Annotated in this window: 18 protein-coding genes; 10 read left to right on the top strand and 8 right to left on the bottom strand. The window is 68.7% G+C overall.

What is annotated here, in order from left to right:
• Positions 1-131 precede the first annotated feature (131 nt).
• Both F1599_RS00115 and F1599_RS00110 read right to left on the bottom strand, forming a co-directional pair.
• Positions 132-689, bottom strand: coding sequence for a hypothetical protein (locus tag F1599_RS00115; RefSeq protein WP_150081507.1), 558 nt, complete (start codon positions 687-689; stop codon positions 132-134).
• Between the two features lie 360 nt (positions 690-1,049).
• The gene (locus F1599_RS00110; protein ID WP_150081505.1) at positions 1,050-2,255 is read right to left on the bottom strand and encodes an MFS transporter; all 1,206 of its coding nucleotides are present in this window, start codon (positions 2,253-2,255) and stop codon (positions 1,050-1,052) included.
• Between the two features lie 219 nt (positions 2,256-2,474).
• Here F1599_RS00110 and F1599_RS00105 point away from each other — a divergent pair, with 219 nt between their 5' ends.
• The 8 genes from F1599_RS00105 to F1599_RS00070 all read left to right on the top strand — a co-directional run bounded on the left by F1599_RS00105 (position 2,475) and on the right by F1599_RS00070 (position 12,805).
• Entirely contained in the window at positions 2,475-3,413 is a 939-nt protein-coding gene (locus F1599_RS00105; protein ID WP_150081504.1) for a LysR family transcriptional regulator, read from the top strand.
• Between the two features lie 145 nt (positions 3,414-3,558).
• Positions 3,559-4,194: a 7-carboxy-7-deazaguanine synthase gene (gene queE, locus F1599_RS00100; protein ID WP_150081503.1), complete on the top strand. Its 636-nt coding sequence runs from the start codon at positions 3,559-3,561 to the stop codon at positions 4,192-4,194.
• Between the two features lie 33 nt (positions 4,195-4,227).
• A complete protein-coding gene (queD, locus tag F1599_RS00095; RefSeq protein ID WP_149318970.1) occupies positions 4,228-4,704 on the top strand; it encodes a 6-carboxytetrahydropterin synthase QueD in 477 nt (158 codons plus the stop codon).
• A gap of 156 nt (positions 4,705-4,860) precedes the next feature.
• Positions 4,861-5,559 (top strand): tRNA adenosine(34) deaminase TadA, encoded by a 699-nt coding sequence (gene tadA / locus F1599_RS00090; RefSeq protein ID WP_223819397.1) that lies wholly within the window; start codon positions 4,861-4,863, stop codon positions 5,557-5,559.
• On the top strand, positions 5,556-6,497 hold the full coding sequence (ldcA, locus tag F1599_RS00085; protein WP_150081501.1) for a muramoyltetrapeptide carboxypeptidase: 942 nt from the start codon (positions 5,556-5,558) through the stop codon (positions 6,495-6,497). Before tadA ends, ldcA begins: the two co-directional genes overlap by 4 nt.
• A gap of 334 nt (positions 6,498-6,831) precedes the next feature.
• Positions 6,832-8,454: an ABC-F family ATPase gene (locus tag F1599_RS00080; protein WP_150081499.1), complete on the top strand. Its 1,623-nt coding sequence runs from the start codon at positions 6,832-6,834 to the stop codon at positions 8,452-8,454.
• Positions 8,455-8,773: 319 nt separating this feature from the next.
• Positions 8,774-10,207, top strand: coding sequence for an aldehyde dehydrogenase family protein (locus tag F1599_RS00075; protein WP_150081497.1), 1,434 nt, complete (start codon positions 8,774-8,776; stop codon positions 10,205-10,207).
• A gap of 108 nt (positions 10,208-10,315) precedes the next feature.
• Positions 10,316-12,805: a penicillin acylase family protein gene (locus tag F1599_RS00070; protein WP_150081495.1), complete on the top strand. Its 2,490-nt coding sequence runs from the start codon at positions 10,316-10,318 to the stop codon at positions 12,803-12,805.
• A gap of 203 nt (positions 12,806-13,008) precedes the next feature.
• Here F1599_RS00070 and F1599_RS00060 read toward each other — a convergent pair whose 3' ends face one another.
• Positions 13,009-13,269, bottom strand: a complete 261-nt coding sequence (locus tag F1599_RS00060; RefSeq protein WP_150081493.1) for a DUF1289 domain-containing protein — start codon at positions 13,267-13,269, stop codon at positions 13,009-13,011.
• 274 nt (positions 13,270-13,543) lie between these two features.
• Between F1599_RS00060 and F1599_RS00055 the strand changes: the two genes are divergently transcribed.
• Positions 13,544-14,014: a PaaI family thioesterase gene (locus F1599_RS00055; RefSeq protein ID WP_150081492.1), complete on the top strand. Its 471-nt coding sequence runs from the start codon at positions 13,544-13,546 to the stop codon at positions 14,012-14,014.
• 177 nt (positions 14,015-14,191) lie between these two features.
• Here F1599_RS00055 and prpF read toward each other — a convergent pair whose 3' ends face one another.
• The 4 genes from prpF to prpB all read right to left on the bottom strand — a co-directional run bounded on the left by prpF (position 14,192) and on the right by prpB (position 20,267).
• The gene (gene prpF / locus F1599_RS00050) at positions 14,192-15,391 is read right to left on the bottom strand and encodes a 2-methylaconitate cis-trans isomerase PrpF (protein ID WP_150081491.1); all 1,200 of its coding nucleotides are present in this window, start codon (positions 15,389-15,391) and stop codon (positions 14,192-14,194) included.
• A 41-nt stretch (positions 15,392-15,432) separates the two neighbouring features.
• The gene (gene acnD / locus F1599_RS00045; RefSeq protein ID WP_150081490.1) at positions 15,433-18,054 is read right to left on the bottom strand and encodes a Fe/S-dependent 2-methylisocitrate dehydratase AcnD; all 2,622 of its coding nucleotides are present in this window, start codon (positions 18,052-18,054) and stop codon (positions 15,433-15,435) included.
• 115 nt (positions 18,055-18,169) lie between these two features.
• The gene (gene prpC, locus F1599_RS00040; RefSeq protein WP_150081489.1) at positions 18,170-19,330 is read right to left on the bottom strand and encodes a bifunctional 2-methylcitrate synthase/citrate synthase; all 1,161 of its coding nucleotides are present in this window, start codon (positions 19,328-19,330) and stop codon (positions 18,170-18,172) included.
• Positions 19,331-19,358: 28 nt separating this feature from the next.
• Positions 19,359-20,267, bottom strand: a complete 909-nt coding sequence (prpB, locus tag F1599_RS00035; RefSeq protein ID WP_150081488.1) for a methylisocitrate lyase — start codon at positions 20,265-20,267, stop codon at positions 19,359-19,361.
• A gap of 347 nt (positions 20,268-20,614) precedes the next feature.
• Here prpB and prpR point away from each other — a divergent pair, with 347 nt between their 5' ends.
• Positions 20,615-22,576 carry a propionate catabolism operon regulatory protein PrpR gene (prpR, locus tag F1599_RS00030; protein ID WP_150081487.1) on the top strand — a complete coding sequence of 654 codons (1,962 nt, stop codon included), beginning with the start codon at positions 20,615-20,617 and terminating at the stop codon, positions 22,574-22,576.
• Positions 22,577-22,637: 61 nt separating this feature from the next.
• Here the strand turns inward: prpR and F1599_RS26080 are convergent.
• Positions 22,638-22,880: hypothetical protein (locus F1599_RS26080; protein ID WP_223819396.1), on the bottom strand; the 243-nt coding region annotated here is incomplete at its 5' end.

Below are 22,880 nucleotides of genomic sequence, written 5' to 3'. Positions count from 1 at the left end.
CAGGGTCGGAGCAAGGCCCGGGCAGAGTCCGAGTCAGGCGTCAGGAGGGCGTGAGCAGGGCGCGAAGTACCACCCGAGTACCGCCTCGGTATGGCTGCAGGCGCGCCGTCGCCGGCGCGCTTCCGCCCGGCTTAGCGACCGCTGGAGCCGCCGGCCCCGCCCGAACCGCCGGAGCCGCCACTGGTCCCGCCCGAGCCACCGGCGCCGCCGGAACCCATGCCCCCGGTACCGAGGCCGCCGGATCCCGTTCCGGTGCCGCCCGAGCCAGAGGTGCCCGTGCTGCCCGAACTGCCGGGGCTTCCGGGGCTTCCGGGGCTGCCAGAGCCGGTGCCGGTCGAACCGCTGCCGGAGCTGCTGGTGCCGCCGCTGCCCGATGTCCCGCCGGTGCCGCTGCCGGAAGTGCCACCGCTGCCGCTGCCCGAGCGCCCGCGCGGAGCGCTGGCGCCGCTCTTGCTGCCCGAGCCGCCGGACTGATAGCCGGAGGTGCCACCGCTGCCGCTGGTGCTGCCACTGCCGGAACCGGTCGCACTGGTGCCGCTGCCCGTTCCCGTGCCGGCGCTGCCGCCACCGCTGCTGCTCCCGCTACCGGTCCCGCCGCCGCTGCCGCTGCCGCCGCTTTGCGCCAGCGCCGCACCGGCGGCCAGCGCCAGGCAGGAGGCGAGCGCCGCTGCCAAGGTCGTTGCTTTCATGCTGTCTCTCCGAGATGTGTGATGTCGCCGGGCGTCGCCCGGCGTTCTGTCTTTGCGCGCAGACGGGCTAGCGGAACGCAAGTTGCATGCCGTGGTGGCATGGATCACATGCGCGGGGCGGGATGGAGACAGGCTTGAAGCCTTGGTCGGCAAGCCCGGGAAGCGGTGCAGATTTCGCGCGTGGCGGCGGGCTTGCCGGCGCCGCCACGCACTGCGGGATGACGGATCGGCCCGGATGCGCGATCGGCTCGGATCGCCGATCCGCTCGGATGGCGATCGGCTCGGATGGCGATCGGCCCAGATGGGCAATCAGTGAGGATCGCTGACCAGCTCGGATGACTGACCGGCTCCGATGGCCGATCAGTGCGACATCGCGCCGGCGGTGCCGCCACCGCGATGGACCACGCCGTCGGCGCGATCGAGGCGGCCGCTCCAGACCGTCAGCGCCAGCGCGACCAGCACCACCGCCGCGCCGATCCACGGCGTATGCATCAGGCCAAGGTGCGTCACGATCAGGCCACCCGCCCACGCGGCCCCGGCGATGCCGAGATTGAACGCCGCGATATTCAGGCCGGAGGCGACGTCGACCGCCTGCGGCGTGAAACGCTCGGCCTGCTTGACGACATAGACCTGCAGGCCCGGCACGTTGCCGAAGGCGACCGCGCCCCAGGCCAGCACCGTCGCCACCACCAGCCAACGATGCGGCGCGGTGAAGTTCAGCACCAGCAGCACCGCGGCCAGCAGCACGAACATCGTCTTCAGCGCCGGGATCGGGCCGTGGCGGTCGGCCAGGCGGCCGCCCCAGATATTGCCCGCGGCGACCGACAGGCCGTACACCAGCATCACCAGGCTGACGGCGCCGGCGTCGAAGCCCGACACGTCCTGCAGGATCGGCGCGAGGAAGGTGAAGGGGATGAACGAGCCGCCGTAGCCGATCGCGGTCTTGGCATAGACCAGCAGCAGGCGCGGTTCGGCCAGCACGCGGGCCTGCTGCATCAGCGAGGCGGGCGGCGTATGGCGGATCCCCGACGGGACGAACAGCAGGCTGCCGACGAAGGCGATCACACCCAGCGCCGAGACGGCCAGGAAGGTCTCGCGCCAGCCGAAATGCTGGCCGATGAAGGTGCCCAGCGGCACGCCGGTCACCAGCGCGACGGTCAGGCCGGTGAACATGATGGCGATCGCGCTGGCCGCCTTCTCGCGCGGCACCAGCCCGGTCGCGATCGTCGAACCGATCGAGAAGAACACGCCATGGGCGAGGCCGGTCAGCACGCGGGCCAGCACCAGCGAGCCGTAGCCGGGCGCCTGCCAGGCCAGCAGGTTGCCGAGCGTAAACAGCGCCATCAGCGACAGCAGCAGGGTCTTGCGCGGCAGCCGGCCGGTCAGCGCCGTCAGCAGCGGGGCGCCGACGGCGACGCCGAGCGCGTACAGGCTGACCAGCAGGCCGGCCGAGGGGAGCGACACGTTCAGATCGGCCGCGACGGTGGGAATCAGGCCGACGATGACGAACTCCGTCGTGCCGATGGCGAATGCGCTGATCGTCAGCGCGAGTAAGGCGAGGGGCATGATGGCCTCCAGGTTTCAAGTAGCGGAATGGCACGCATTGTGATCCTGGCCGGCTTGCCGATTAATCCGTTAATATGCAGAAAATATTTGATCCACAGTCAACAATCTCGCATCCCGCCTCGCTATGCCGGGTCGCCCGGCTCCCCGCCTGGAGCCTCGGCCGGCCGGAGCGGGCGCGATCGGCACCGCAGGAAACCCCGCACCGCAGGAAAACCCGCCATGAAAATGACCCTGGAAGAATTGCTGGCCTTCGTCACCGTGGTCGACAGCGGCTCGATCACCGCCGCGGCCGACCAGCTGGGCCAGACCGTGTCCGGCGTCAGCCGGGCGCTGGCGCGGCTCGAGGACAAGCTCGCCACCGCGCTGCTGCGGCGGACCACGCGCCGGCTCGAGCTGACCGAGGAGGGCGCCGCGCTGCTGGCGCACGCCCGCGCGATCCTGGGCGCAGTCGACCAGGCCGAGGACCAGATCGCGCTGCGGCGGCAGAAGCCGGCCGGCAAGCTGCGCATCAACGCGGCTTCGCCGTTCATGCTCCATGTGGTGGTGCCGCTGGTCGACGACTTTCGCCGCGCCTATCCCGAGATCGAGCTGGAGCTGCACAGCAGCGACCAGATCATCGATCTGCTGGAGCACCGCACCGATGTCGCGATCCGCATCGGCGCGCTGCGCGATTCGACGCTGCATGCCCGGCCGCTGTGCCACAGTCGCCTGCGCGTGCTGGCCAGCCCCGCCTACCTGAAGGCGCACGGGCGGCCGCGCTCGGTCGGGGAGCTGGCCCGTCACAGCCTGCTGGGCTTCACGCAGCCCGACAGCCTGAACCGGTGGCCGCTGCGCGACGAGGCCGGCAACGAGTTCGAGATCACGCCGGCGGTGTCCGCCTCCAGCGGCGAGACGCTGCGCCAGCTGGCGCTGGCGGGCCAGGGCGTGGTGTGCCTGGCCGACTTCATGACCGCGCAGGACCGCGCCCGCGGCGACCTGGTGCAGCTGTTTCCCCGCGAGACGCTCGACGTGCGCCAGCCCATCCACGCGGTCTACTATCTGAATACCCAGCTGTCGGCGCGGATTGCCTGCTTTCTGGACTTCCTGGCGGCGCGGATGCAGGACGACGCCCCGGGCCAGGTCGCGGAACGGCCGCCGGCCATGCGCCTGCGGCATTAAGGCGTCTTTGGTATACTGTCGCGTTTCCCCGCGCAACCGGGAATGCCCCCGCCAGGGCCAGCCGCACGGCATTCGCCCCCTGCCCGGCAGGGACAGCCAGGGCACCATCCCGTCGCCAATCTTCCAGGTCGAACCGACCGCAAGCATGACTTACGCCGTCAAGGAAATCTTCTACACGCTGCAGGGCGAGGGCGCCAACGCGGGCCGCGCCGCCGTGTTCTGCCGCTTCGCGGGCTGCAATCTGTGGACCGGCCGCGAGCAGGATCGCGAGCAGGCGATCTGCCGCTTCTGCGATACGGATTTCGTCGGCACCGACGGCACGCTGGGCGGCAAGTACCGCAGCGCCGAGGAACTGGCCGCGCAGGTGGCCTCGCAATGGCCGCAAGGCGCGGGCGGCCGCCCGCTGGTGGTCTGCACCGGCGGCGAGCCGCTGCTGCAGCTCGATGCGCCGCTGATCGACGCGCTGCACGCGCAGGGCTTCGAGATCGCGATCGAGACCAATGGCACGATCGCGGTGCCGGACGGCATCGACTGGGTTTGCGTCAGCCCGAAGATGGGCGCCGAACTGGTGGTCGCGCGCGGCGACGAGCTCAAGGTCGTGATCCCGCAGCCCGGCCAGGACTTCGCGGCATACGAGGCGCTGGATTTCCGCTATTTCCTCGTGCAGCCGATGGACGGCCCGCTGGCGCGCGAGAATACGGCCCTCGCCGTCGATTTCTGCCAGCGCCATCCGCGCTGGCGCCTTTCGCTGCAAACCCACAAGCTGCTGGGCATCCGCTAGGCGTCTGCCGCACGGGTCCCGGCACCGGTCTTCATGAACAAGCAAGTCTCGATCACGCGCCGTCTCGAATTCGACGCCGGCCACCGCATCCCCAACCATGGCGGCCAATGCCGCAATATCCATGGCCACCGATATCGGCTCGACCTGACGCTGTCGGGCGAGGTGCTGCATCGCGAGGGCGCGGCGGACGAGGGCATGATCCTGGACTTTGGCGACATCAAGGCGCTGGCGAACCGGCATCTGGTCGACAAGTGGGACCACGCCTTCCTGATCCATCGCGGCGACACCGCGCTGCTCGAATTCCTGCGCGGCATGGAGGGGCACAAGACGGTGGTGCTCGACGCGATTCCGACCGTCGAGAACCTGGCGCAGATCGCCTTCGACATGCTGGCGCCGGTGTTCAAGGACTGCTTCGGGCATCATCTGCAGCTGACCCGGCTGGTGCTGTTCGAGACGCCGAACTGCTGGGCCGAGGTGACCGCGCCCGCCGTGGCGCCGGCGCAGGACTGAGGGCGTTCCGGCGTCTCGCGGAATTGATTGACGCAAACTCGCCGCAAACTCTCCGCAAACTTGCCGCCAGTCAGCACCAAATCAACGCCGATTCAACGCCGATTCAACGCCGACCCGCTGCCTCAACTCACCACCAAATTCGCCACCGACGCGCCGATGACCGACACGCCGCCGCCATCGTCCACCGCCGCCGCCACGCCGCCCTTCGAAGGACCGCAGGCCGACGAGCGCGACCAGCGCTTCATGCGCGCCGCGCTGGAGGAGGCCCGGTTGGCGGAAGCCGCGGGCGAGGTGCCGGTGGGCGCGGTGGTGGTCTGGAACGACGCGATCATCGCGCGCGGCCACAATCTGCCGATCCGCTCGCGCGATCCGTCGGCGCATGCCGAAATGCAGGCGCTGCGCGCGGCCGCGCAGGTGGTCGGCAACTACCGCATGCCCGAGTGCGAGCTGTACGTGACGCTGGAACCGTGCGCGATGTGCAGCGGGGCGATGCTGCACGCGCGGCTGCGCCACGTGGTATTCGGCGCGACCGATCCCAAGACCGGCGCCGCCGGCAGCGTGCTGGACCTGTTCGCCGAGGTGCGGCTCAATCACCAGACCACGATACGCGGCGGCGTGCTGGCCGACGAATGCGGCCAGCTGCTGCGCGACTTCTTCCGGGCGCGGCGACGCGCGCAGAAGGCGGACCGTGCCACCGCGCCGCTGGGCATCGAGCGTGGCGTTGGCCCCGGCGCCGAGCCCAGCATCGCGCCCACCAGCATCGAGCCCACCAGCACCGAGTTCATCAGCGCTGAGCCCAGCGCCGCGCCCGGCGCCGAACCGTCATCCGATTCGCAGGGAAAGACCGACGCATGAACGCGCCCATCGAAGTCCGCCTGATCGCTCCCTCCGGCTATCCGCACGACATGGCCGTCGCCACCCGCGGTTGCGACTGGCTGCGGGCGCACGGCTACCACGTTGCCAACCCGGAGGTGCTGGACCGCCGCCATCAGCGCTTCGGCGGCACCGACGACGAGCGGCTGGCCGACCTGCATGGCATCGGCATGGGCGCGCCAGGCGCGCTGACGCTGGCGGTGCGCGGCGGCTACGGCATGGCCCGTCTGCTGCCGCGCATCGACTTCGACCGCATCGCCGCGCAGGCCCGCCGCGCGGCCACGCCGATCGTCGGCCACAGCGATTTCACGGCCTTCCAGCTGGCGTACCTGGCCAGGGCGGGCGGCATCAGCCTGGCCGGCCCGATGCTGCTGGCCGACTTCGGCGCCGAGCCGGTGGACCCCTATATGTGGCGGCATTTCGAAGGGCTGCTGCGCGCCTCGTCCTATACCGTCGACATCGACGCGCCGCAGGAAGGCGGCCAGCCGTTCTCTGGCGAGGTGGCGGGCACGCTGTGGGGCGGCAATCTGGCGATGCTGTGCAGCCTGCTGGGCACGCCGTACCTGCCGCAGGTCGACGGCGGCATCCTGTTCCTCGAGGACGTCAACGAGCCGCCTTACCGCGTCGAGCGCATGCTGCTGCAACTCGAGCAGGCCGGCGTGCTGGGCGCCCAGCGCGCCATCCTGCTGGGCGACTTCTCCAGCTACCGCGTCAGCGACTATGACAACGGCTACGATCTGCCGGCCGTGGTGGCCTATCTGCGCGAGCGCCTGCCGGTGCCGATCCTCACCGGGCTGCCGTTCGGCCACTGCACGCACAAGCTGACGCTGCCGGTGGGCGGGCAGGGCGTGCTGCGCGCCTCGGCGGACGGCTTCACGCTGACGATGTCGGGGCATCCGCTGCTTGTCGGGGCGGCCTGAGCGCGCGGTGTGGGCGCCCCGCTGAGGGCCCGGCCCGGATCGCAGCATCCGATTGAAGGATCCGCCGCAGGATCCCACCGCAGGATCCGATCGCAGGCCGGCATCCCGACCCGCCGCCATCCTCGCGCCCGATTGCGCCAGGAATGGTAAAATCTCCGATTCTTCGCGAGGTGAAGGGCTCAGGCCTGTCCGGCCACGTGCCACGGTCGCTCCGTTGGCCCAGCCCGCCGCGCCATGCGGCACGCCTTCGGCGGCTTCGCCGATCTGTCGCGTCCACCGGGCCCCTTCACCGGCCGCCATCACCGCTACACCGCATTCCAAAAGGTTCTTCGACGTGCTATCTACCGCAAACATCACCATGCAGTTCGGCCCCAAGCCCTTGTTCGAGAATATCTCGGTCAAGTTCGGCGAGGGCAACCGCTACGGCCTGATCGGCGCGAACGGCTGCGGCAAGTCCACCTTCATGAAGATCCTCGGCGGCGACCTGGAGCCGAGCGCCGGCAACGTGGTGCTGGAACCGGGCGTGCGCCTGGGCAAGCTGCGTCAGGACCAGTTCGCCTATGAGGACATGCGCGTGCTCGACGTGGTGATGATGGGCCATACCGAGATGTGGGCGGCGGCGCAGGAGCGCGACGCGATCTACGCGAACCCGGAAGCGACCGACGAAGACTACATGAAGGCCGCGGAGCTCGAGGCCAAGTACGCCGAGTACGACGGCTACACCGCCGAGGCGCGCGCCGGCGAGCTGCTGCTGGGGGTGGGCATCCCGACCGACCAGCATCAGGGCACGATGAGCAATATCGCGCCGGGCTGGAAGCTGCGCGTGCTGCTGGCGCAGGCGCTGTTCTCGAATCCGGACGTGCTGCTGCTGGACGAGCCGACCAACAACCTGGACATCAACACGATCCGCTGGCTGGAACATGTGCTCAACGAGCGCAATTCCACCATGATCATCATTTCGCACGATCGCCACTTCCTGAACTCGGTCTGTACGCACATGGCCGACATGGACTACGGCACGCTGAAGGTCTACCCGGGCAACTACGACGACTACATGGAAGCGTCGATGCAGGCCCGCGAGCGCCAGATGGCCGCCAACGCGCGCGCCAAGGAGCGGATCACCGAACTGCAGGACTTCGTGCGCCGCTTCTCGGCCAACAAGTCCAAGGCCCGCCAGGCCACCTCGCGACTGAAGCAGATCGACAAGATCAAGGTCGAGGACATCAAGCCGTCGTCGCGCCAGAACCCGTTCATCCGCTTCGAGTTCGAGAAGAAGCTGCACAACCTGGCGGTGACCGCCGAGAACATCAGCAAGGCCTACGACCGCCAGATCCTGAACAACCTGTCGCTGTCGATCCAGGCCGGCGAGCGTGTCGCCATCATCGGCGAGAACGGCGCGGGCAAGACCACGCTGCTGCGCTGCCTGCTGGACGGCGCGGTGCAGACGGGCGTGCAGCGCGGCATCGAGGTCGATCACGGCACCGTCAAGTGGGCCGAGAACGCCAACGTCGGCTACATGCCCCAGGACACCTACGAGGAGTTCCCGGAAGAGACCAACCTGATGGACTGGATGACCCAGTGGACGCAGGCCGGCGACGACGACCAGTCGCTGCGCGGCACGCTGGGCCGGCTGCTGTTCTCGGCCGACGACATCAAGAAGTCCGTCAAGGTGCTGTCCGGCGGCGAGAAGGGCCGCATGATCTGGGGCAAGCTGATGCTGGGCCGCCATAATGTGCTGGCGCTGGACGAGCCGACCAACCACATGGACATGGAATCGATCGAGTCGCTGCAGATCGCGCTCGACAAGTTCACCGGCACGCTGATCTTCGTCTCGCACGACCGCGAATTCGTCAGCGCGCTGGCCACGCGGATCATCGAAATCCGCACCGACGGCACGGTGACCGATTATCTGGGCACCTACGACGAATATCTGGAGTCGCAGGGTATCGCCGGCTGACGGTTTCTGTCACGCCTGCTGCTCACCGCCCGCCACCGCGGGCAGGCTGGCGAACGAAAGGCCGCAAGAAGGCCGCAACGCATCGACGCGTTGCGGCCTTTTTTCATGGCCGGCGAGCGGTACCGCGCGCGATTATCGGCGGGATATTGGCGAGCGGCGGCCGTGTGCCGGGCGGCGAAGCGATATCGCCGGACAAAATCGGCTCTACAATGTCGGCACAGAAAAGATTGATAACAACGGCAAACGCCCTGAAACACCTGAATCAGGTTGGAAACGCCGAAGGGTTTCACGCCTGACGGCTCACCGAGGAATTGTGGCTATGCAACAGCGAGACAAACTCTTTATCAATGGCAAATGGGTCGCCCCGCACGGCACCGGCCAGATCGACGTCATCCATTCCACCACCGAGGAGGTGATGGGGCGGATTCCCGAGGGCCATGCCCGCGACGCCGAGGACGCCATCCAGGCGGCCCGCGCCGCCTTCGACGGCTGGGCCGCCACGCCGTCGCAGCAGCGCGCCGACTATATCCGCAAGATCGCCGAGGGCCTGAAGGCGCGCACCGAGGAGCTGGCGCAGCTGATCGCCGCCGAGGTGGGCATGCCGATCAAGCTGGCCCGCGCGATCCAGGTCGGCGGCCCGGTCTTCAACTGGAGCCAGGCGGCCAAGCTGGTCGAGTCCTTCACCTTCGAGGAAGAGGTCGGCAATTCGCTGGTGGTGCGCGAACCGGTCGGCGTGGTCGCCGCCATCACGCCGTGGAACTACCCGCTGAACCAGATCACGCTGAAGGTTGCGCCCGCGCTGGCCGCGGGCTGCACGGTGGTGCTCAAGCCGTCCGAGGTGGCGCCGCTGAACGCCTTCGTGCTGGCCGAGGTGATCGAGGCCGCAGGACTGCCGCCGGGCGTGTTCAACCTGGTGACGGGCTATGGTCCGGTGGTCGGCGAGGTGCTGGCCAGCCACCGCGAGGTCGACATGGTGTCGTTCACTGGCTCGACCCGCGCCGGCAAGCGCGTCTCCGAGCTGGCCGCGCAGACCGTCAAGCGCGTCGCGCTGGAACTGGGCGGCAAGTCCGCCTCGGTGATCCTGGACGACGCCGACCTGCCGGCGGCGGTCAAGGGCACCATCAACGCCTGCTTCCTGAACTCCGGCCAGACCTGCTCGGCGCATACGCGGATGCTGGTGCCGCGCGCCCGTTATGACGAGGTCAAGGAGATCGTCAGGAAGGTGGTGGCGGGCTTCACCGTCGGCGATCCGCTGCAGGAGACCACCAAGCTGGGACCGCTGATCTCGGCTGCGCAGAAGGACCGCGTGACGGGGTACATCCAGCGCGGGCTCAACGAGGGCGCCGAACTGGTGGCGGGCGGTACCGAGCCGCCGGCCGGCCTGGACAAGGGCTTCTTCGTGCAGCCGACCGTGCTGGGCAACGTCGATCCCAAGGCCACCGTTGCGCAGGAAGAAATCTTCGGCCCGGTGCTGTCGATCATCTGCTACGACACCGAGGAAGACGCGGTGCGCATCGCCAACGACAGCGTCTACGGCCTGGGCGGCGGCGTGTGGTCGGGCGACGAGGCGCGCGCGATTCGCGTGGCGCGCCGCATCCGTACCGGCCAGGTCGATATCAATGGCGGCCCCTTCAACATGATGGCGCCGTTCGGCGGCTACAAGCAGTCGGGCAATGGACGCGAGGCCGGCAAGTACGGCCTGGAGGAGTTCCTCGAGTACAAGGCGCTGCAGCTGAAGAAGCCCGCGGCCTGAGCGCCGACCGATTGGAAGATGCCCGGCCTGTCCGGGCATTTTTACGTCGGCGATAATCGACAACGACACGACACCGCAACGAACGGTTGGACGGGGGAGGGGAAGGCGATGCATTGGCTCAAGCGGCTGGCATGGCTGACGGTGATCCTGGCGGGGCTGGCGCTGGCCGCGGCCATCGGCGGCTATGCCTGGTATCGGCAGGCGTCGCAGCCGACGGTGGCGGGCACCGTCGCGCTGGCGGGTTTGCACGGGCGCGTCACCATCGTGCGCGACCGCCATGCGATTCCGCGCATCGAGGCCGGCGATCCGCTCGATGCGTATTTTGGGCTGGGCTTCGTCCATGCGCAGGACCGGCTCTGGCAGATGCAGATGAACAAGCGCATCGCCTCCGGCCGGCTGGCCGAAATCCTCGGACCGAGCGCGCTGCCGACCGATCGCTTCCTGCGCACCATCGGCGTGCGCCGCAATGCCGAGGCCGCCTTCGCCGCCAGCACGCCCGAGACGCGCGCCGCGCTGCAGGCCTATGCCGACGGCGTCAATGCCGGCATCGACAGCCACCAGGGCCCGTTGCCGCCCGAATTCGCGATCCTGCGCACCGTGCCCGAACGCTGGGAGCCGGCCGATACGCTGGCTTGGCAGACCATGATGGCCTGGGACCTGAGCGCCAACTGGAGCCGCGAGGTGCTGCGCATGCGGCTGGCGCAGACGCTGCCGCTGTCGCGCATCAACGAGCTGCTGGCGCCGTATCCGGGCGAGCAGCCGCTGCGCACCACCGACTATCCCGCGCTGTACCGCCAGCTGGCCCCGCTGACCACGGCGATGGCCAGCGTCGAGGCCGCGGCGCCGCGGGGGCTGGTCGAAGGCATGGGCTCGAACAACTGGGTCGTATCGGGCGCCCATACGCGCTCGGGCAAGCCGCTGCTGGCCAACGATCTGCATCTGGGCCTGCAGGCGCCGGCGCTGTGGTACTTCGCCACGCTGCGCGCGCCGGGGCTGGACGTGACCGGCGCCACCTTGCCGGGCATGCCGGTGGTCGTGATCGGCCATACGCCGCGCATCGCCTGGGGCTTTACCAATACCGCGCCGGATCTGCAGGACCTCTATATCGAGCGGCTTCGTCCCGGCCGGCCCGAGCAGTACCAGACGCCGAACGGCTGGGCCGATTTCGCGGTGCGCGAGGAGACCATCCGGGTCAAGGACCTGCCCGACGTGACGATCCGGGTCCGCTCGACCCGCCACGGGCCGGTGATCTCCGATGTCGCCGACCCGCTCGCGGCCGCCGTCGCGCCGCTGGGCGCCCAGTATGTGGTGGCCTTTCAATGGGTCGCGCTGCGGCCGGACGACCGCACCGTGCAGGCCGGCCTGAAGCTGAACCGCGCGCACGACTGGACCAGTTTCACAGAGGCGTTGCGCGACTTCCACACGCCCCAGCAGAGCGCGGTCTATGCCGATGTCGACGGCAACATCGGCTTCATCGCGCCGGGCCGCGTGCCGCTGCGCCACGCCGCCAACGATCTGAAGGGCCTGGCTCCGGCGCCCGGCTGGGACGCGCGCTACGATTGGAACGGCTTCATTCCGTTCGAACGGCTGCCGCGCAGCTTCAATCCGCCCGGCGGCATGGTGGTGACCGCGAACCAGAAGATCGTGCCGGACGACTATCCGTACTTCCTGACCAGCGAATGGACCGTGCCGTATCGGCACGACCGCATCCGGGCCTTGCTTGGCGCGCGGCGGCAGCACACGCTCGATACGTTCGCGGCGATCCAGAAGGACGAGCTGTCGCTGGCGGTCAAGGACGCCTTGCCGCTGCTGCTCGGTGCGTCGATTGCCGCCGACGAAACGCGTCCGGCGCGCGAGCGCGAGCTGTTCGCCGCGCTGGCGCGCTGGGACGGCACGATGTCGGCGGACCGCGCGGAGCCGCTGGTCGCCACCGCCTGGCTGCGCGAGCTGTCGCGCGGCATGTTCGAGGGCAAGGTCGGCGATGGCGTGTTCGCACGCATGTGGGAGCAGCGCAATGTGCAACAGGCGATGCTGAACGTGCTGCGCAGCTCCCGCGGCCTGGGGCGCTTCTGGTGCGACGATCCCAAGACGCCGGCTCCGGAGGACTGCAACGACGCGATGGGCGCCGCGTGGATACGGGCCATCGCCGATCTGCAGCAGCGCTACGGCGACGATCCGCGGCGCTGGCGCTGGGGCCAGGCCCATGCCGCCCGCGCCGAACACCGGCCGTTCGCCAAGGTGCCGTCGCTGGCCGGGTTCTTCAACGTCAAGGTGCCGACCGGCGGCGACACCTATACCGTCAATGCCGGCCGCCACAACCTGGGCGACGAACAGGCGCCGTTCGAGAACGTGCATGGCGCCAGCGTGCGGGCGATCTACGACCTGGCCGATCTGTCGGCCTCGCGCTTCATCACGCCGACGGGGCAATCAGGCAACGTGTTGTCGCCGCACTATCGCGACTGGACCGAGCAATGGGCGCGCGGCGAGTACGTGACGATCCAGGGGGCCGGGCATCCGGCGGGGGCGAAGGCGTTCGAGACGCTGGTGCTGACGCCGGCGGCGCGCGATGGCGGCCGGACGAGCGGGGCGAGCCGGTGAGGGCTTGTCGGACCAGGGCTCTGCGGATCAGTGGACTCTGCTGATCAGGGCGCTCTGCTGATCAGGGCGCTCTGGATCAAGGCTCTCCGGATCAGAGGGGCCAGAGGGGCCAGAGGGGCCAGAGGGGCCAGAGGGGCCAGAGGGGCCAGAGGGGCGAGAGGGGCGAGAGCGGCCAGAGCGGCCAGAGCGGCCAGAGGGGAGCCCTAGTCGCGCTGGAAACGGCGCGCGGTGGCTTCGCGCGTGATGCGTTCCCACACCGCCTGCTTTTCCGCGTCGCTCATGAAGACCCAGTTGCTGACCTCCATCGCGGTGCGGCCGCAACCCTGGCAGACCTCGTCGAACAGCGTCGAGCAGATGCCGACGCAGGGGCTGTCGGGACGGTCGAACAGGCTGTCGTCGGTGGTCTCGGCGGAGTCGGGCAGGGCGAGCGGGTCTGGCGCGGAATCGGGGCGGGTTTGCGGCATGGCGGCTGGGTGTGGCAAAGGCGGCCATTATAAGCGGCGGGGTGGGGCGGTGCCGTAGCGCGGTGTGGCGCCGATCGGCAATATTTCCGCTCAGCGCGTCGACCACTGCATCGTCCACCGGCGTTGTCCACCGGCGTTGTCCACCGGCGTCGGCTACCGGCGTCGGCTGCCGCGTCGTCGATCGGATTACCTGCCGGGTAATTGAGCGTCGGCCGCGCCGGCAGCCATCATGGACTCACCACGACAGACCCTTCAGCCTACTTCAGGAGCCCGCATGATGTCTTCCCTGACCCCACTCTCCGCCACCGGCACCTATGCCGAGGTCGCGCCCCGCATTCGCGCGATGGTCGAGGAAATCCTGATCGGCTCGCCGGTGGCCCGCACGCTCGGCGTCGCGCTCGACGTGCTGGCGCCCGAGCATGTCGAGCTGGTGCTGCCGTTCAGTCCCGGCAATGTCACGGTCGGCAAGACGGTGCACGGGGGCGTGATTGCGACGCTGATCGATATCGCCGGCGCGGCGGCGGCGGCGTCCGGCGCGGACCCGGACAAGGTGCGCGGCGGCGCGACCAGCGCGCTGTCGATCCAGTATGTGGCGCCGGCCGAGGCGGCCGCGCTGCGCGCCGTGGCGACGGTGGTGCGCCGCGGCCAGCGGCAGATCGCCACGGAGATCACGGTCTATGCCGAACGGCCGGAGGCCGGCACCGTGGTGGCGAAGGCGCTGATGAACAGCGTGTTGTTTGGTTGAGGGCCAAGGAGGCCCGGGCGCTGCCGAGACGGGCCGAGACGGGCCGAGACGGGACTGTCCGCCGCTGTGCGGTGACCGTCGTCCCGTTGGACATTGCATTGAAACGCAATTAACCGCGAGATTTCCCGCCCACCGCCATGACATGCCGGGCCGACAAGCGGCCCGGCATCCCTGCCATCAGGCAACCGGGTTCCAGTCGCCCGGCACCCGCACCCAGCCTTCCATCAGGATCCGGGCGCTGCGGCTCATGATGGCCTTCTTCACTACCCATTCGCCGTCCACCTGCTCCGCCTCGGCGCCGACGCGCAGCGTGCCGGACGGATGGCCGAAGCGCACGGCCTGGCGATTGCCGCCGCCGGCGGCGAGATTGACCAGGGTGCCGGGAATGGCCGCCGCGGTGCCGATCGCCACCGCCGCCGTGCCCATCATCGCGTGGTGCAGCTTGCCCATCGACAGCGCGCGCACCAGCAGGTCGATGTCTTCCGCCCGCACCGGCTTGCCGCTCGACGCGGTATAGCTGGCCGGCGGGGCGACGAAGGCCACCTTGGGCGTGTGCTGGCGCCGCGCGGCCTCGTCCACGTTCTGGATCAGGCCCATGCGCACGGCCCCGTAGGCGCGGATGGTCTCGAACATCGCCAGCGCCTTGGGATCGCCATTGATCGCCTCCTGCAGCTCGGTGCCGGTGTAGCCGATCACGTCGGCGTTGACGAAGATGGTCGGAATGCCGGCATTGATCATCGTCGCCTGCAGCGTGCCGACGCCGGGCACTTCGAGGTCGTCGACCAGGTTGCCGGTCGGGAACATCGCGCCGCCGCCGCCTTCCTCCTCGGCCGCCGGGTCCATGAACTCGAGCATGATCTCGGCGGCGGGGAAGGTCACGCCGTCCAGCTCGAAGTCGCCGGTCTCCTTGACCATGCCGTCGACGATCGGCACATGCGAGACGATCGTCTTGCCGATATTGGCCTGCCAGATGCGCACGGTGGCGACGCCCTCGCGCGGGATGCGCGCCGGATCGATCAGCCCGGCGGAGATCGCGAACGGGCCCACCGCGGCGGACAGGTTGCCGCAGTTGCCGCTCCAGTCGACGAAGGGCTGGTCGATCGCGACCTGGCCGAACAGGTAGTCGACGTCGTGGCCCGGCCGGCTGCTGCGCGACACGATCACCGTCTTGCTGGTGCTCGACGTCGCCGCGCCCATGCCGTCGATCTGCTTGCCGTACGGGTCGGGGCTGCCGATCACGCGCATCAGCAGCGCATCGCGGGCGGGGCCCGGCGACTGCGCCGCCTCGGGCAGGTCCTGCAGGCGGAAGAACACGCCCTTGCTGGTGCCGCCACGCATATAGGTGGCGGGGATGCGGATCTGGGGAAGGGAAACCATGGATGCCTCGTGCTGATTCAGGGTGGAGCGCCGCGCCCGGTTCATGCGGCCGATGCGGCCGAGGCCGCCCGCGCCGCCTTGGTCGAATCGAGGAAGTCCTGCGCGAAGCGCTGCAGCACGCCGCCGGCTTCGTAGATCGACACTTCCTCGGCGGTATCGAGCCGGCAGGTCACCGCGGTCTCGACGCGCTCGCCGTTCCTGCGGTGGATCACCAGCGTCAGGTCCGCGCGCGGCTTGCGCTCGCCGATTACGTCGAAGGTCTCGGTGCCGTCGATCTGCAGCGTCAGGCGGTTGGTGCCCGGCTTGAACTCCAGCGGTAGCACGCCCATGCCGATCAGATTGGTGCGGTGGATCCGCTCGAAGCCTTCGGCGACGATCGCCTCCACGCCGGCCAGCCGCACGCCCTTGGCTGCCCAGTCGCGCGACGAGCCCTGGCCGTAGTCGGCGCCGGCGATGATGATCAGCGGCTGCTTGCGCTCCATGTAGGTCTCGATCGCTTCCCACATGCGCACGACCTTGCCCTCCGGCTCGATGCGCGCCAGCGAACCCTTCCTGACCTTGCCGTCGACCACCGCCATTTCATTGACCAAGGTCGGGTTGGCGAAGGTCGCGCGCTGCGCGGTCAGGTGGTCGCCGCGGTGGGTCGCGTACGAATTGAAGTCTTCCTCGGGCAGGCCCATCTTCGCCAGGTATTCGCCGGCGGCGCTGTCGGGCAGGATCGCGTTGGACGGCGACAGGTGGTCGGTGGTGATGTTGTCGCCGAGCACCGCCAGCGGACGCAGGCCCTTGAGCGTGCGCTCCCCGGCCAGCGCGCCTTCCCAGTACGGCGGGCGGCGGATATAGGTGCTCTGCGGCCGCCAGTCGTACAGCGGGCTGATGGTCTCGGCGTTGGCCGCCTGTACCGCGAACATCGGCTCGTAGACCTTGCGGAACTGCTCGGGCTTGACGCTTTGCGCGACGATCGCATCGATCTCCTCGTCGCTCGGCCAGATGTCCTTCAGCGTCACCGGCTGGCCGTTCGCGTCGTGGCCCAGCACGTCGCGCTCGATGTCGAAGCGGATGGTGCCGGCGATCGCGTAGGCGACCACCAGCGGCGGCGAGGCCAGGAAGGCCTGCTTCGCGTAGGGATGGATGCGGCCGTCGAAATTGCGGTTGCCCGACAGCACCGCGGTCGCATACAGGTCGCGCTCGACGATCTCCTGCTGGATCGCCGGATCGAGCGCGCCCGACATGCCGTTGCAGGTGGTGCAGGCGAACGCGACGATGCCGAAGCCCAGCCGTTCGAGCTCGGGCAGCAGTCCGGCTTCCTCCAGATACAGCTGCACGACCTTGGAGCCCGGCGCGAGCGAGGACTTGACCCAGGGCTTGCGCGTCAGGCCGCGCGCGTTGGCGTTGCGCGCCAGCAGGCCGGCGGCGATCACGTTGCGCGGATTGCTGGTGTTGGTGCAGCTGGTGATGGCGGCGATGATCACGGCGCCGTCCGGCATCTGTCCCGGCACTTCCTGCCATTGGCCGGCGATGCCCCGTTCCGCCAGCGCGGTGGTCGGCAGGCGCTTGTGCGGGTTCGACGGGCCGGCCATGTTGCGGACCACGGTCGACAGGTCGAACTCGAGCACGCGCTCGTATTCGGCGTCCTCCAGCGTATCGGCCCACAGGCCCGCCGTCTTCGCGTAGGTCTCGACCAGACGCACCTGCTCGTCGCTGCGGCCGGTCAGGCGCAGATAGTCGATGGTCTGGCCGTCGATGAAGAACATCGCCGCGGTGGCGCCGTATTCGGGGGCCATGTTGGAGATGGTCGCGCGATCGCCCAGCGTCAGGCTGGCCGCGCCTTCGCCGCGGAATTCGAGATAGGCGCCCACCACGCGCTGGCTGCGCAGGAATTCGGTCAGCGCCAGCACGATGTCGGTCGCGGTGATGCCCGACTGCGGCTTGCCGCGCAGCTCGACGCCGACGATGTCCGGCAGCCGCATCCACGACGCGCGGCCCAGCATCACGTTCTCGGCCTCGAGGCCGCCCACGCCGATGGCGATCACGCCCAGCGCGTCGACATGGGGCGTATGGCTGTCGGTGCCGACCAGCGTGTCGGGGTAGGCGACGCCGTCGACGGCATGGATCACCGGCGACATCCGCTCCAGATTGATCTGATGCATGATGCCGTTGCCCGGCGGGATCACGTCGACGTTCTTGAACGCCTTGCGGGTCCACTCGATGAAGTGGAAGCGATCCTCGTTGCGGCGCTCCTCGATCGCGCGGTTCTTGGCGAAGGCATCCTTGTCGAAACCGCCGTGCTCGACCGCCAGCGAATGGTCGACGATCAGCTGGACCGGCACCACCGGATTGACCTGGGCCGGATCGCCGCCCTGGTCGGCGATCGCATCGCGCAGGCCGGCGAGGTCCACCAGCGCGGTCTGGCCGAGGATGTCGTGGCAGACCACGCGCGCAGGGAACCACGGGAAGTCCAGCTCGCGCTTGCGTTCGATCAGCTGGGTCAGCGCCGCGTTCAGCAGCGACGGGTCGCAGCGGCGCACCAGGTTTTCGGCGAGCACGCGCGAGGTGTAGGGCAGCTTGTCATAGGCGCCGGGCTGGATTGCATCGACCGCGGCGCGTGCGTCGAAATAGTCCAGGCCCGTGCCGGGCAGCGGTTTGCGGTAGGCAGTATTCATGGGGAGGGGATCAATACGGGTCGTGCTCGGCGCGCCGTGGTGTGTCGTGGGGACATGCGGACTGCGGGCGGAAGCGGAGCGCGTGGCGCGGCCGCTCCCGCCCGGATCTGCCGCATCAGCGGCGCTTCTCGATCGGCACGAACTTCAGGTTGTCCGGGCCGATGTAGTTGGCGCTCGGGCGGATGATCTTGTTGTCGATGCGTTGCTCGATGATGTGCGCGGCCCAGCCGGAGGTCCGCGCGATCACGAACAGCGGCGTGAACATCGCGGTCGGCACGCCCATCATGTGGTAACTGACGGCGCTGAACCAGTCGAGATTGGGGAACATCTTCTTGATGTCCCACATCGTGGTCTCCAGGCGCTCGGCGATGTCGAACATCTTCATCGAGCCGGCGTCCTTCGACAGGCGGCGCGCGACTTCCTTGATCACCTGGTTGCGCGGATCGCCGGTCGTGTAGACCGGATGGCCGAAGCCGATCACGACTTCCTTGTTCTCGACGCGGCGGGTGATGTCGGCCTGGGCCTCGTCGGGCGTGTCGTAGCGCTTCTGAATCTCGAACGCGACCTCGTTGGCGCCGCCGTGCTTGGGGCCGCGCAGCGCGCCGATCGCGCCGCAGATCGCCGAATACATGTCGGAGCCCGTGCCGGCGATCACGCGGCCGGTGAAGGTCGACGCGTTGAATTCGTGCTCGGCGTACAGGTTCAGCGAGGTGTGCATCGCGCGTTCCCACAGCTCGCTGGGCTTGCGGCCGTGCAGCAGATGCAGGAAGTGGCCGCCGATCGAATCGTCGTCGGTCTCGACCTCGATGCGCCGGCCGTTATGGCTGTAGTGGTACCAGTACAGCAGCATCGAGCCGAGCGAGGCCATCAGGCGGTCGGCGATGTCGCGCGCGCCCGGCAGATTGTGGTCTTCCTTCTCGGGCAGCACCGTGCCGAGCACCGACACGCCGGTGCGCATCACGTCCATCGGATGGGCCGAGGCCGGAACCCATTCCAGCGCGGCCTTGACGTTGGCGGGCAGGCCGCGCAGCGCGCGCAGCTTGGCCTTGTAGCCGTTCAGCTCGGCCTGGGTCGGCAGCTTGCCGTGCACCAGCAGATAGGCGATCTCTTCGAATTCGCAGGTCTCGGCAACGTCGAGGATGTCGTAGCCGCGATAGTGCAGGTCGTTGCCGCTGCGGCCGACCGTACACAGCGCGGTATTGCCGGCGACGACGCCGGACAGCGCGACGGATTTCTTGGGCTTCGGGGTGGCTTGCGCCGGAGTGGCTTCGGACATGTCGTCTCCTTGCTTCGCTCTGTTCTGATTACTTGGCCTTGGCTTGCGCGAACAGCGCATCCAGCTTCTGTTCGTATGCATGGTAGCCGATGCTCTCGTAGAGCTCGGCGCGCGTCTGCATGGTGTCCAGCACGTTCTGCTGGGTGCCGTCGCGGCGGATCGCCGCGTAGACGTTCTCGGCGGCCTTGTTCATCGCGCGGAACGCCGACAGCGGGTAGAGGACCATCGCGACGCCGGCGCCGGCCAGCTCGTCGCGCGTAAACAGCGGCGTGGCGCCGAACTCGGTGATGTTGGCCAGCACGGGCACCTTCACCGCGTCGACGAACTTGCGGTACATCGACAGGTCGGTCATCGCCTCCGGGAAGATCGCATCGGCGCCGGCCTCGACGCAGGCCACCGCGCGTTCGATCGCCTTGTCCAGGCCCTCGACCGCCAGCGCGTCGGTGCGCGCCATGATGACGAAATGCTCGTCGGTGCGCGCGTCGACCGCGGCCTTGATGCGGTCGACCATCTCGTCCTGCGAGACGATCTCCTTGTTCGGCCGGTGGCCGCAGCGCTTGGCGCCGACCTGGTCCTCGATGTGCATTGCGGCGGCGCCGAACTTGATCAGCGAGCGCGTGGTGCGCGCCACGTTGAAGGCCGAGGCGCCGAAGCCGGTGTCGACGTCGACCAGCAGCGGCACGTCGCAGACATCGGTGATGCGGCGGATGTCGGTCAGCACGTCGTCGAGGTTCGAGATGCCGAGATCGGGCAGGCCCAGCGAGCCGGCCGCGACGCCGCCGCCGGACAGGTAGATCGCGCGGTAGCCGGCGCGCTTGGCCAGCAGGGCGTGGTTGGCGTTGATGGTGCCGACGACCTGCAGCGGCTGCTCGTCGGCCAGGGCCTGGCGGAAACGGGCGCCGGCCGAGCGGGCCAGGTCTTGGGAGGTCAGGGTCATGATGGCGTCCTGGGTGAGCGGAATGCCGGCAGAGCGCAAGCGGCGTGCCAACGGCGTGGCGGTGTGCGAGGCCGCTTGGTTTGGCCAGTCCGGGCAAGGGCTAGCGGGTGTTTTCGCCGCCTCAGGTGGCGTGTCCGACGCTTGAGTTGCATTTCAAGTTTGAATTCCATCTCCGTGAGTTGAAATGCAGCGCCGGTGGGCGCAGAATGCGGCGGCGGTGCGTAACGTGCTGGCGTCAACGTCCTATTGTGGCCGGTTTTGTTCGTCCGCTGACTGCGGTTTGCAGCGTTCGCCGCCTTGTTTCGCGTTGGCCGTGGCTTGCGGCGTTCGCCATTTTCCTTCGATCCATGACTCCCGCTACCCCGATTCCTCCTGGCCGGCCTCGCATCTGGGCGGTCGGCATCAGCCGGCTGTCGCGTGCCTTCGCCGATCTGATTCCTTCCTATGCCGCCCAGGCGGACTTCCGGCTCGTCGGCAAGGGCTACGAGGCGGCCGCCAGTGCGATCGCCCGGGAGGCCAGGGAAGGGCGGCTCGATGCGGTGGTCGCGGCCGGCTCGAACGGCGCCTATCTGCGCCAGCATGTGGACGTGCCGGTCACGCTGGTCAAGGTAACGGGGTTCGACGTGCTCAGCGCGCTCGCTACCGCGCGGCGCATCTCGCCGCGGGTCGCGCTGGTGACCCACGCCGCCACGTATCCCGAAGTCGACGAGTTTGCGAGGGAGTTCGGCCTGCCGATTCCGTCGTATACGTATTTGACCGAGGACGACGCCACGGTGCGCGTCAAGGCGCTGCGGCAGGAGGGCATCGAGGTCGTGGTCGGACCCGGGCTCGTGACGGAACTCGCGGATCGGCTCGGGCTGACGGGGGTGTTCCTGTACTCGGGGCAGTCGGTCAAGCTCGCGCTCGAGGACGCGATCGAGGCGGCGCGGCTGCGGCGCATCGAGTCTAGCCGGCGCGAATACGTCAATACGATCCTGGCGCATCTGAACGAGGGCGTCGCGGCCGTCGATGCCGACGGGCGGATCCAGTCGTTCAATCCGGCGATGGAGCGCTTCCTCGGCACGCCAGCCGCCGATGCAGTCGGCCGCAAGCTGCAGGGCCTGGCTCCCGATCTGTCGCTCGACAGCGTGATGCGGACCGGCGCCAAGGAACTCGAGGCGATCCACAAGCTGGGCGACCGCATGGTGGTGGTCAATCGGATTCCGATTCTGATGGAAGGCAGTCCCGCGGGCGCGGTGTTGACGATTCAGGATGCCAATGCGATCCAGCGGGTCGACCGTCATCTGCGCCGGCGCGCCGGCGCGCGCACGACCGGGGTTCGCTATCGGCTCGACGATCTTGCGGGGGAATCGCCGGCAATGCGCCAGCTGCGCGAACTGGCGCGGCGCTATGCGGCCGTCGATTCCACCGTGCTGATCAGCGGCGAGAGCGGCACCGGCAAGGAGGTGCTGGCGCAGGGCATGCACGATGCCAGTCCGCGCCGCGCGTTTCCCTTCGTGGCGATCAATTGCGCGGCGTTTCCCGAGGCGCTGCTCGAGAGCGAGCTGTTCGGCTACGAGGAGGGCGCATTCACCGGCGCCCGACGCGGCGGCAAGGCGGGGCTGTTCGAGTCCGCGCATAACGGCACCCTGTTCCTGGATGAGGTCGGCGACATGCCGCCGGCCCTGCAGACGAGGCTGTTGCGCGTGCTGCAGGAAAAGCAGGTGCTGCCGATCGGCGGCGTGGACGCGGTACCGGTCAACGTGCGCGTGATCGCCGCCACCCATCGGGATCTGGCCGCGCTCGTACGCGACGGGGCGTTTCGCCAGGATCTCTATTACCGGCTGAATATCCTGCGGATCGCCATGCCGCCGCTGCGCGAACGGAAGGCGGACCTGCCGGAACTGGCCGAGTTGCTGTACCGCCGCGCGCAGCAACGGCTCGGATTGCCTCGACCGGACAGCCTGCCGGAAGCGGCGCGCAGCCGGCTGACGGCGTATGGCTGGCCGGGGAACATCCGCGAGCTGGAGAACGTGGTGGAGCGGATTGCCGTGTTGTTGGCGGGGAGGGCGCTCGGCGAGGAAGCGCTGCTGCGCGAGTTGCGTGCGACGGTGCCCGAGCTGTTCGGTGGCGAAGGGATGGAGGCGGCGCCGCCGGCAGTGGGGAGTGCGCGATCAGGCAGCTATTCGCTTGCGGGAGTGGCGCGTTCATCCCAGGCGGAACATATCCGCCGTGTGCTGGACGAATGCGGTGGGGATCGCGCCGCGGCGTGCCACCTGTTGGGCATCAGTCCGACCACCTTGTGGCGGCGGCTCAAGGAGGCAGCTTGAGGCCACTTACGGCACGTCGACGGTCGCACGAAAAAGCGCTTGCAATGGCTGTCACGCTCCCTTAATATTCGCCCCCTCGCAGCCGAACGGCGGCGGGGTTGGCGGGGAAGGTGAAGGTGCTGCGGTGCTGGAGCCGCAGCAAAAAAGTGCTGGCAACCTGTTGACGAGAAGCGAAATGTTCTGCATAATCTCGTTTCTCTGCTGCTGACAACGCAGCGACGCGAACGGCAAAGCCGGCGCGTGAGTTCTTTAACAAACGAACAACCGATAAGTGTGGGCGCTCGATAGCGGCAGTCACAGCCGA

It is taken from the genome of Cupriavidus cauae (genome assembly GCF_008632125.1).
GTDB lineage: Bacteria > Pseudomonadota > Gammaproteobacteria > Burkholderiales > Burkholderiaceae > Cupriavidus > Cupriavidus cauae.
This window is presented reverse-complemented; position numbering and strand designations above follow the sequence as displayed.

What these genes read in the sequence shown, in the direction of transcription:
- tadA (WP_223819397.1), top strand. Translation starts at nt 4,861, where the DNA reads ATGACCGACACGCCGCCGCCATCGTCCACCGCCGCCGCCACGCCGCCC.
- F1599_RS00055 (WP_150081492.1), top strand. Translation starts at nt 13,544, where the DNA reads ATGATGTCTTCCCTGACCCCACTCTCCGCCACCGGCACCTATGCCGAG.
- F1599_RS00070 (WP_150081495.1), top strand. Translation starts at nt 10,316, where the DNA reads ATGCATTGGCTCAAGCGGCTGGCATGGCTGACGGTGATCCTGGCGGGG.
- F1599_RS00060 (WP_150081493.1), bottom strand. Translation starts at nt 13,269, where the DNA reads ATGCCGCAAACCCGCCCCGATTCCGCGCCAGACCCGCTCGCCCTGCCC.
- acnD (WP_150081490.1), bottom strand. Translation starts at nt 18,054, where the DNA reads ATGAATACTGCCTACCGCAAACCGCTGCCCGGCACGGGCCTGGACTAT.
- queD (WP_149318970.1), top strand. Translation starts at nt 4,228, where the DNA reads ATGAACAAGCAAGTCTCGATCACGCGCCGTCTCGAATTCGACGCCGGC.
- F1599_RS00075 (WP_150081497.1), top strand. Translation starts at nt 8,774, where the DNA reads ATGCAACAGCGAGACAAACTCTTTATCAATGGCAAATGGGTCGCCCCG.
- prpF (WP_150081491.1), bottom strand. Translation starts at nt 15,391, where the DNA reads ATGGTTTCCCTTCCCCAGATCCGCATCCCCGCCACCTATATGCGTGGC.
- prpB (WP_150081488.1), bottom strand. Translation starts at nt 20,267, where the DNA reads ATGACCCTGACCTCCCAAGACCTGGCCCGCTCGGCCGGCGCCCGTTTC.
- F1599_RS00105 (WP_150081504.1), top strand. Translation starts at nt 2,475, where the DNA reads ATGAAAATGACCCTGGAAGAATTGCTGGCCTTCGTCACCGTGGTCGAC.
- F1599_RS00115 (WP_150081507.1), bottom strand. Translation starts at nt 689, where the DNA reads ATGAAAGCAACGACCTTGGCAGCGGCGCTCGCCTCCTGCCTGGCGCTG.
- F1599_RS00110 (WP_150081505.1), bottom strand. Translation starts at nt 2,255, where the DNA reads ATGCCCCTCGCCTTACTCGCGCTGACGATCAGCGCATTCGCCATCGGC.
- prpR (WP_150081487.1), top strand. Translation starts at nt 20,615, where the DNA reads ATGACTCCCGCTACCCCGATTCCTCCTGGCCGGCCTCGCATCTGGGCG.
- queE (WP_150081503.1), top strand. Translation starts at nt 3,559, where the DNA reads ATGACTTACGCCGTCAAGGAAATCTTCTACACGCTGCAGGGCGAGGGC.
- ldcA (WP_150081501.1), top strand. Translation starts at nt 5,556, where the DNA reads ATGAACGCGCCCATCGAAGTCCGCCTGATCGCTCCCTCCGGCTATCCG.
- prpC (WP_150081489.1), bottom strand. Translation starts at nt 19,330, where the DNA reads ATGTCCGAAGCCACTCCGGCGCAAGCCACCCCGAAGCCCAAGAAATCC.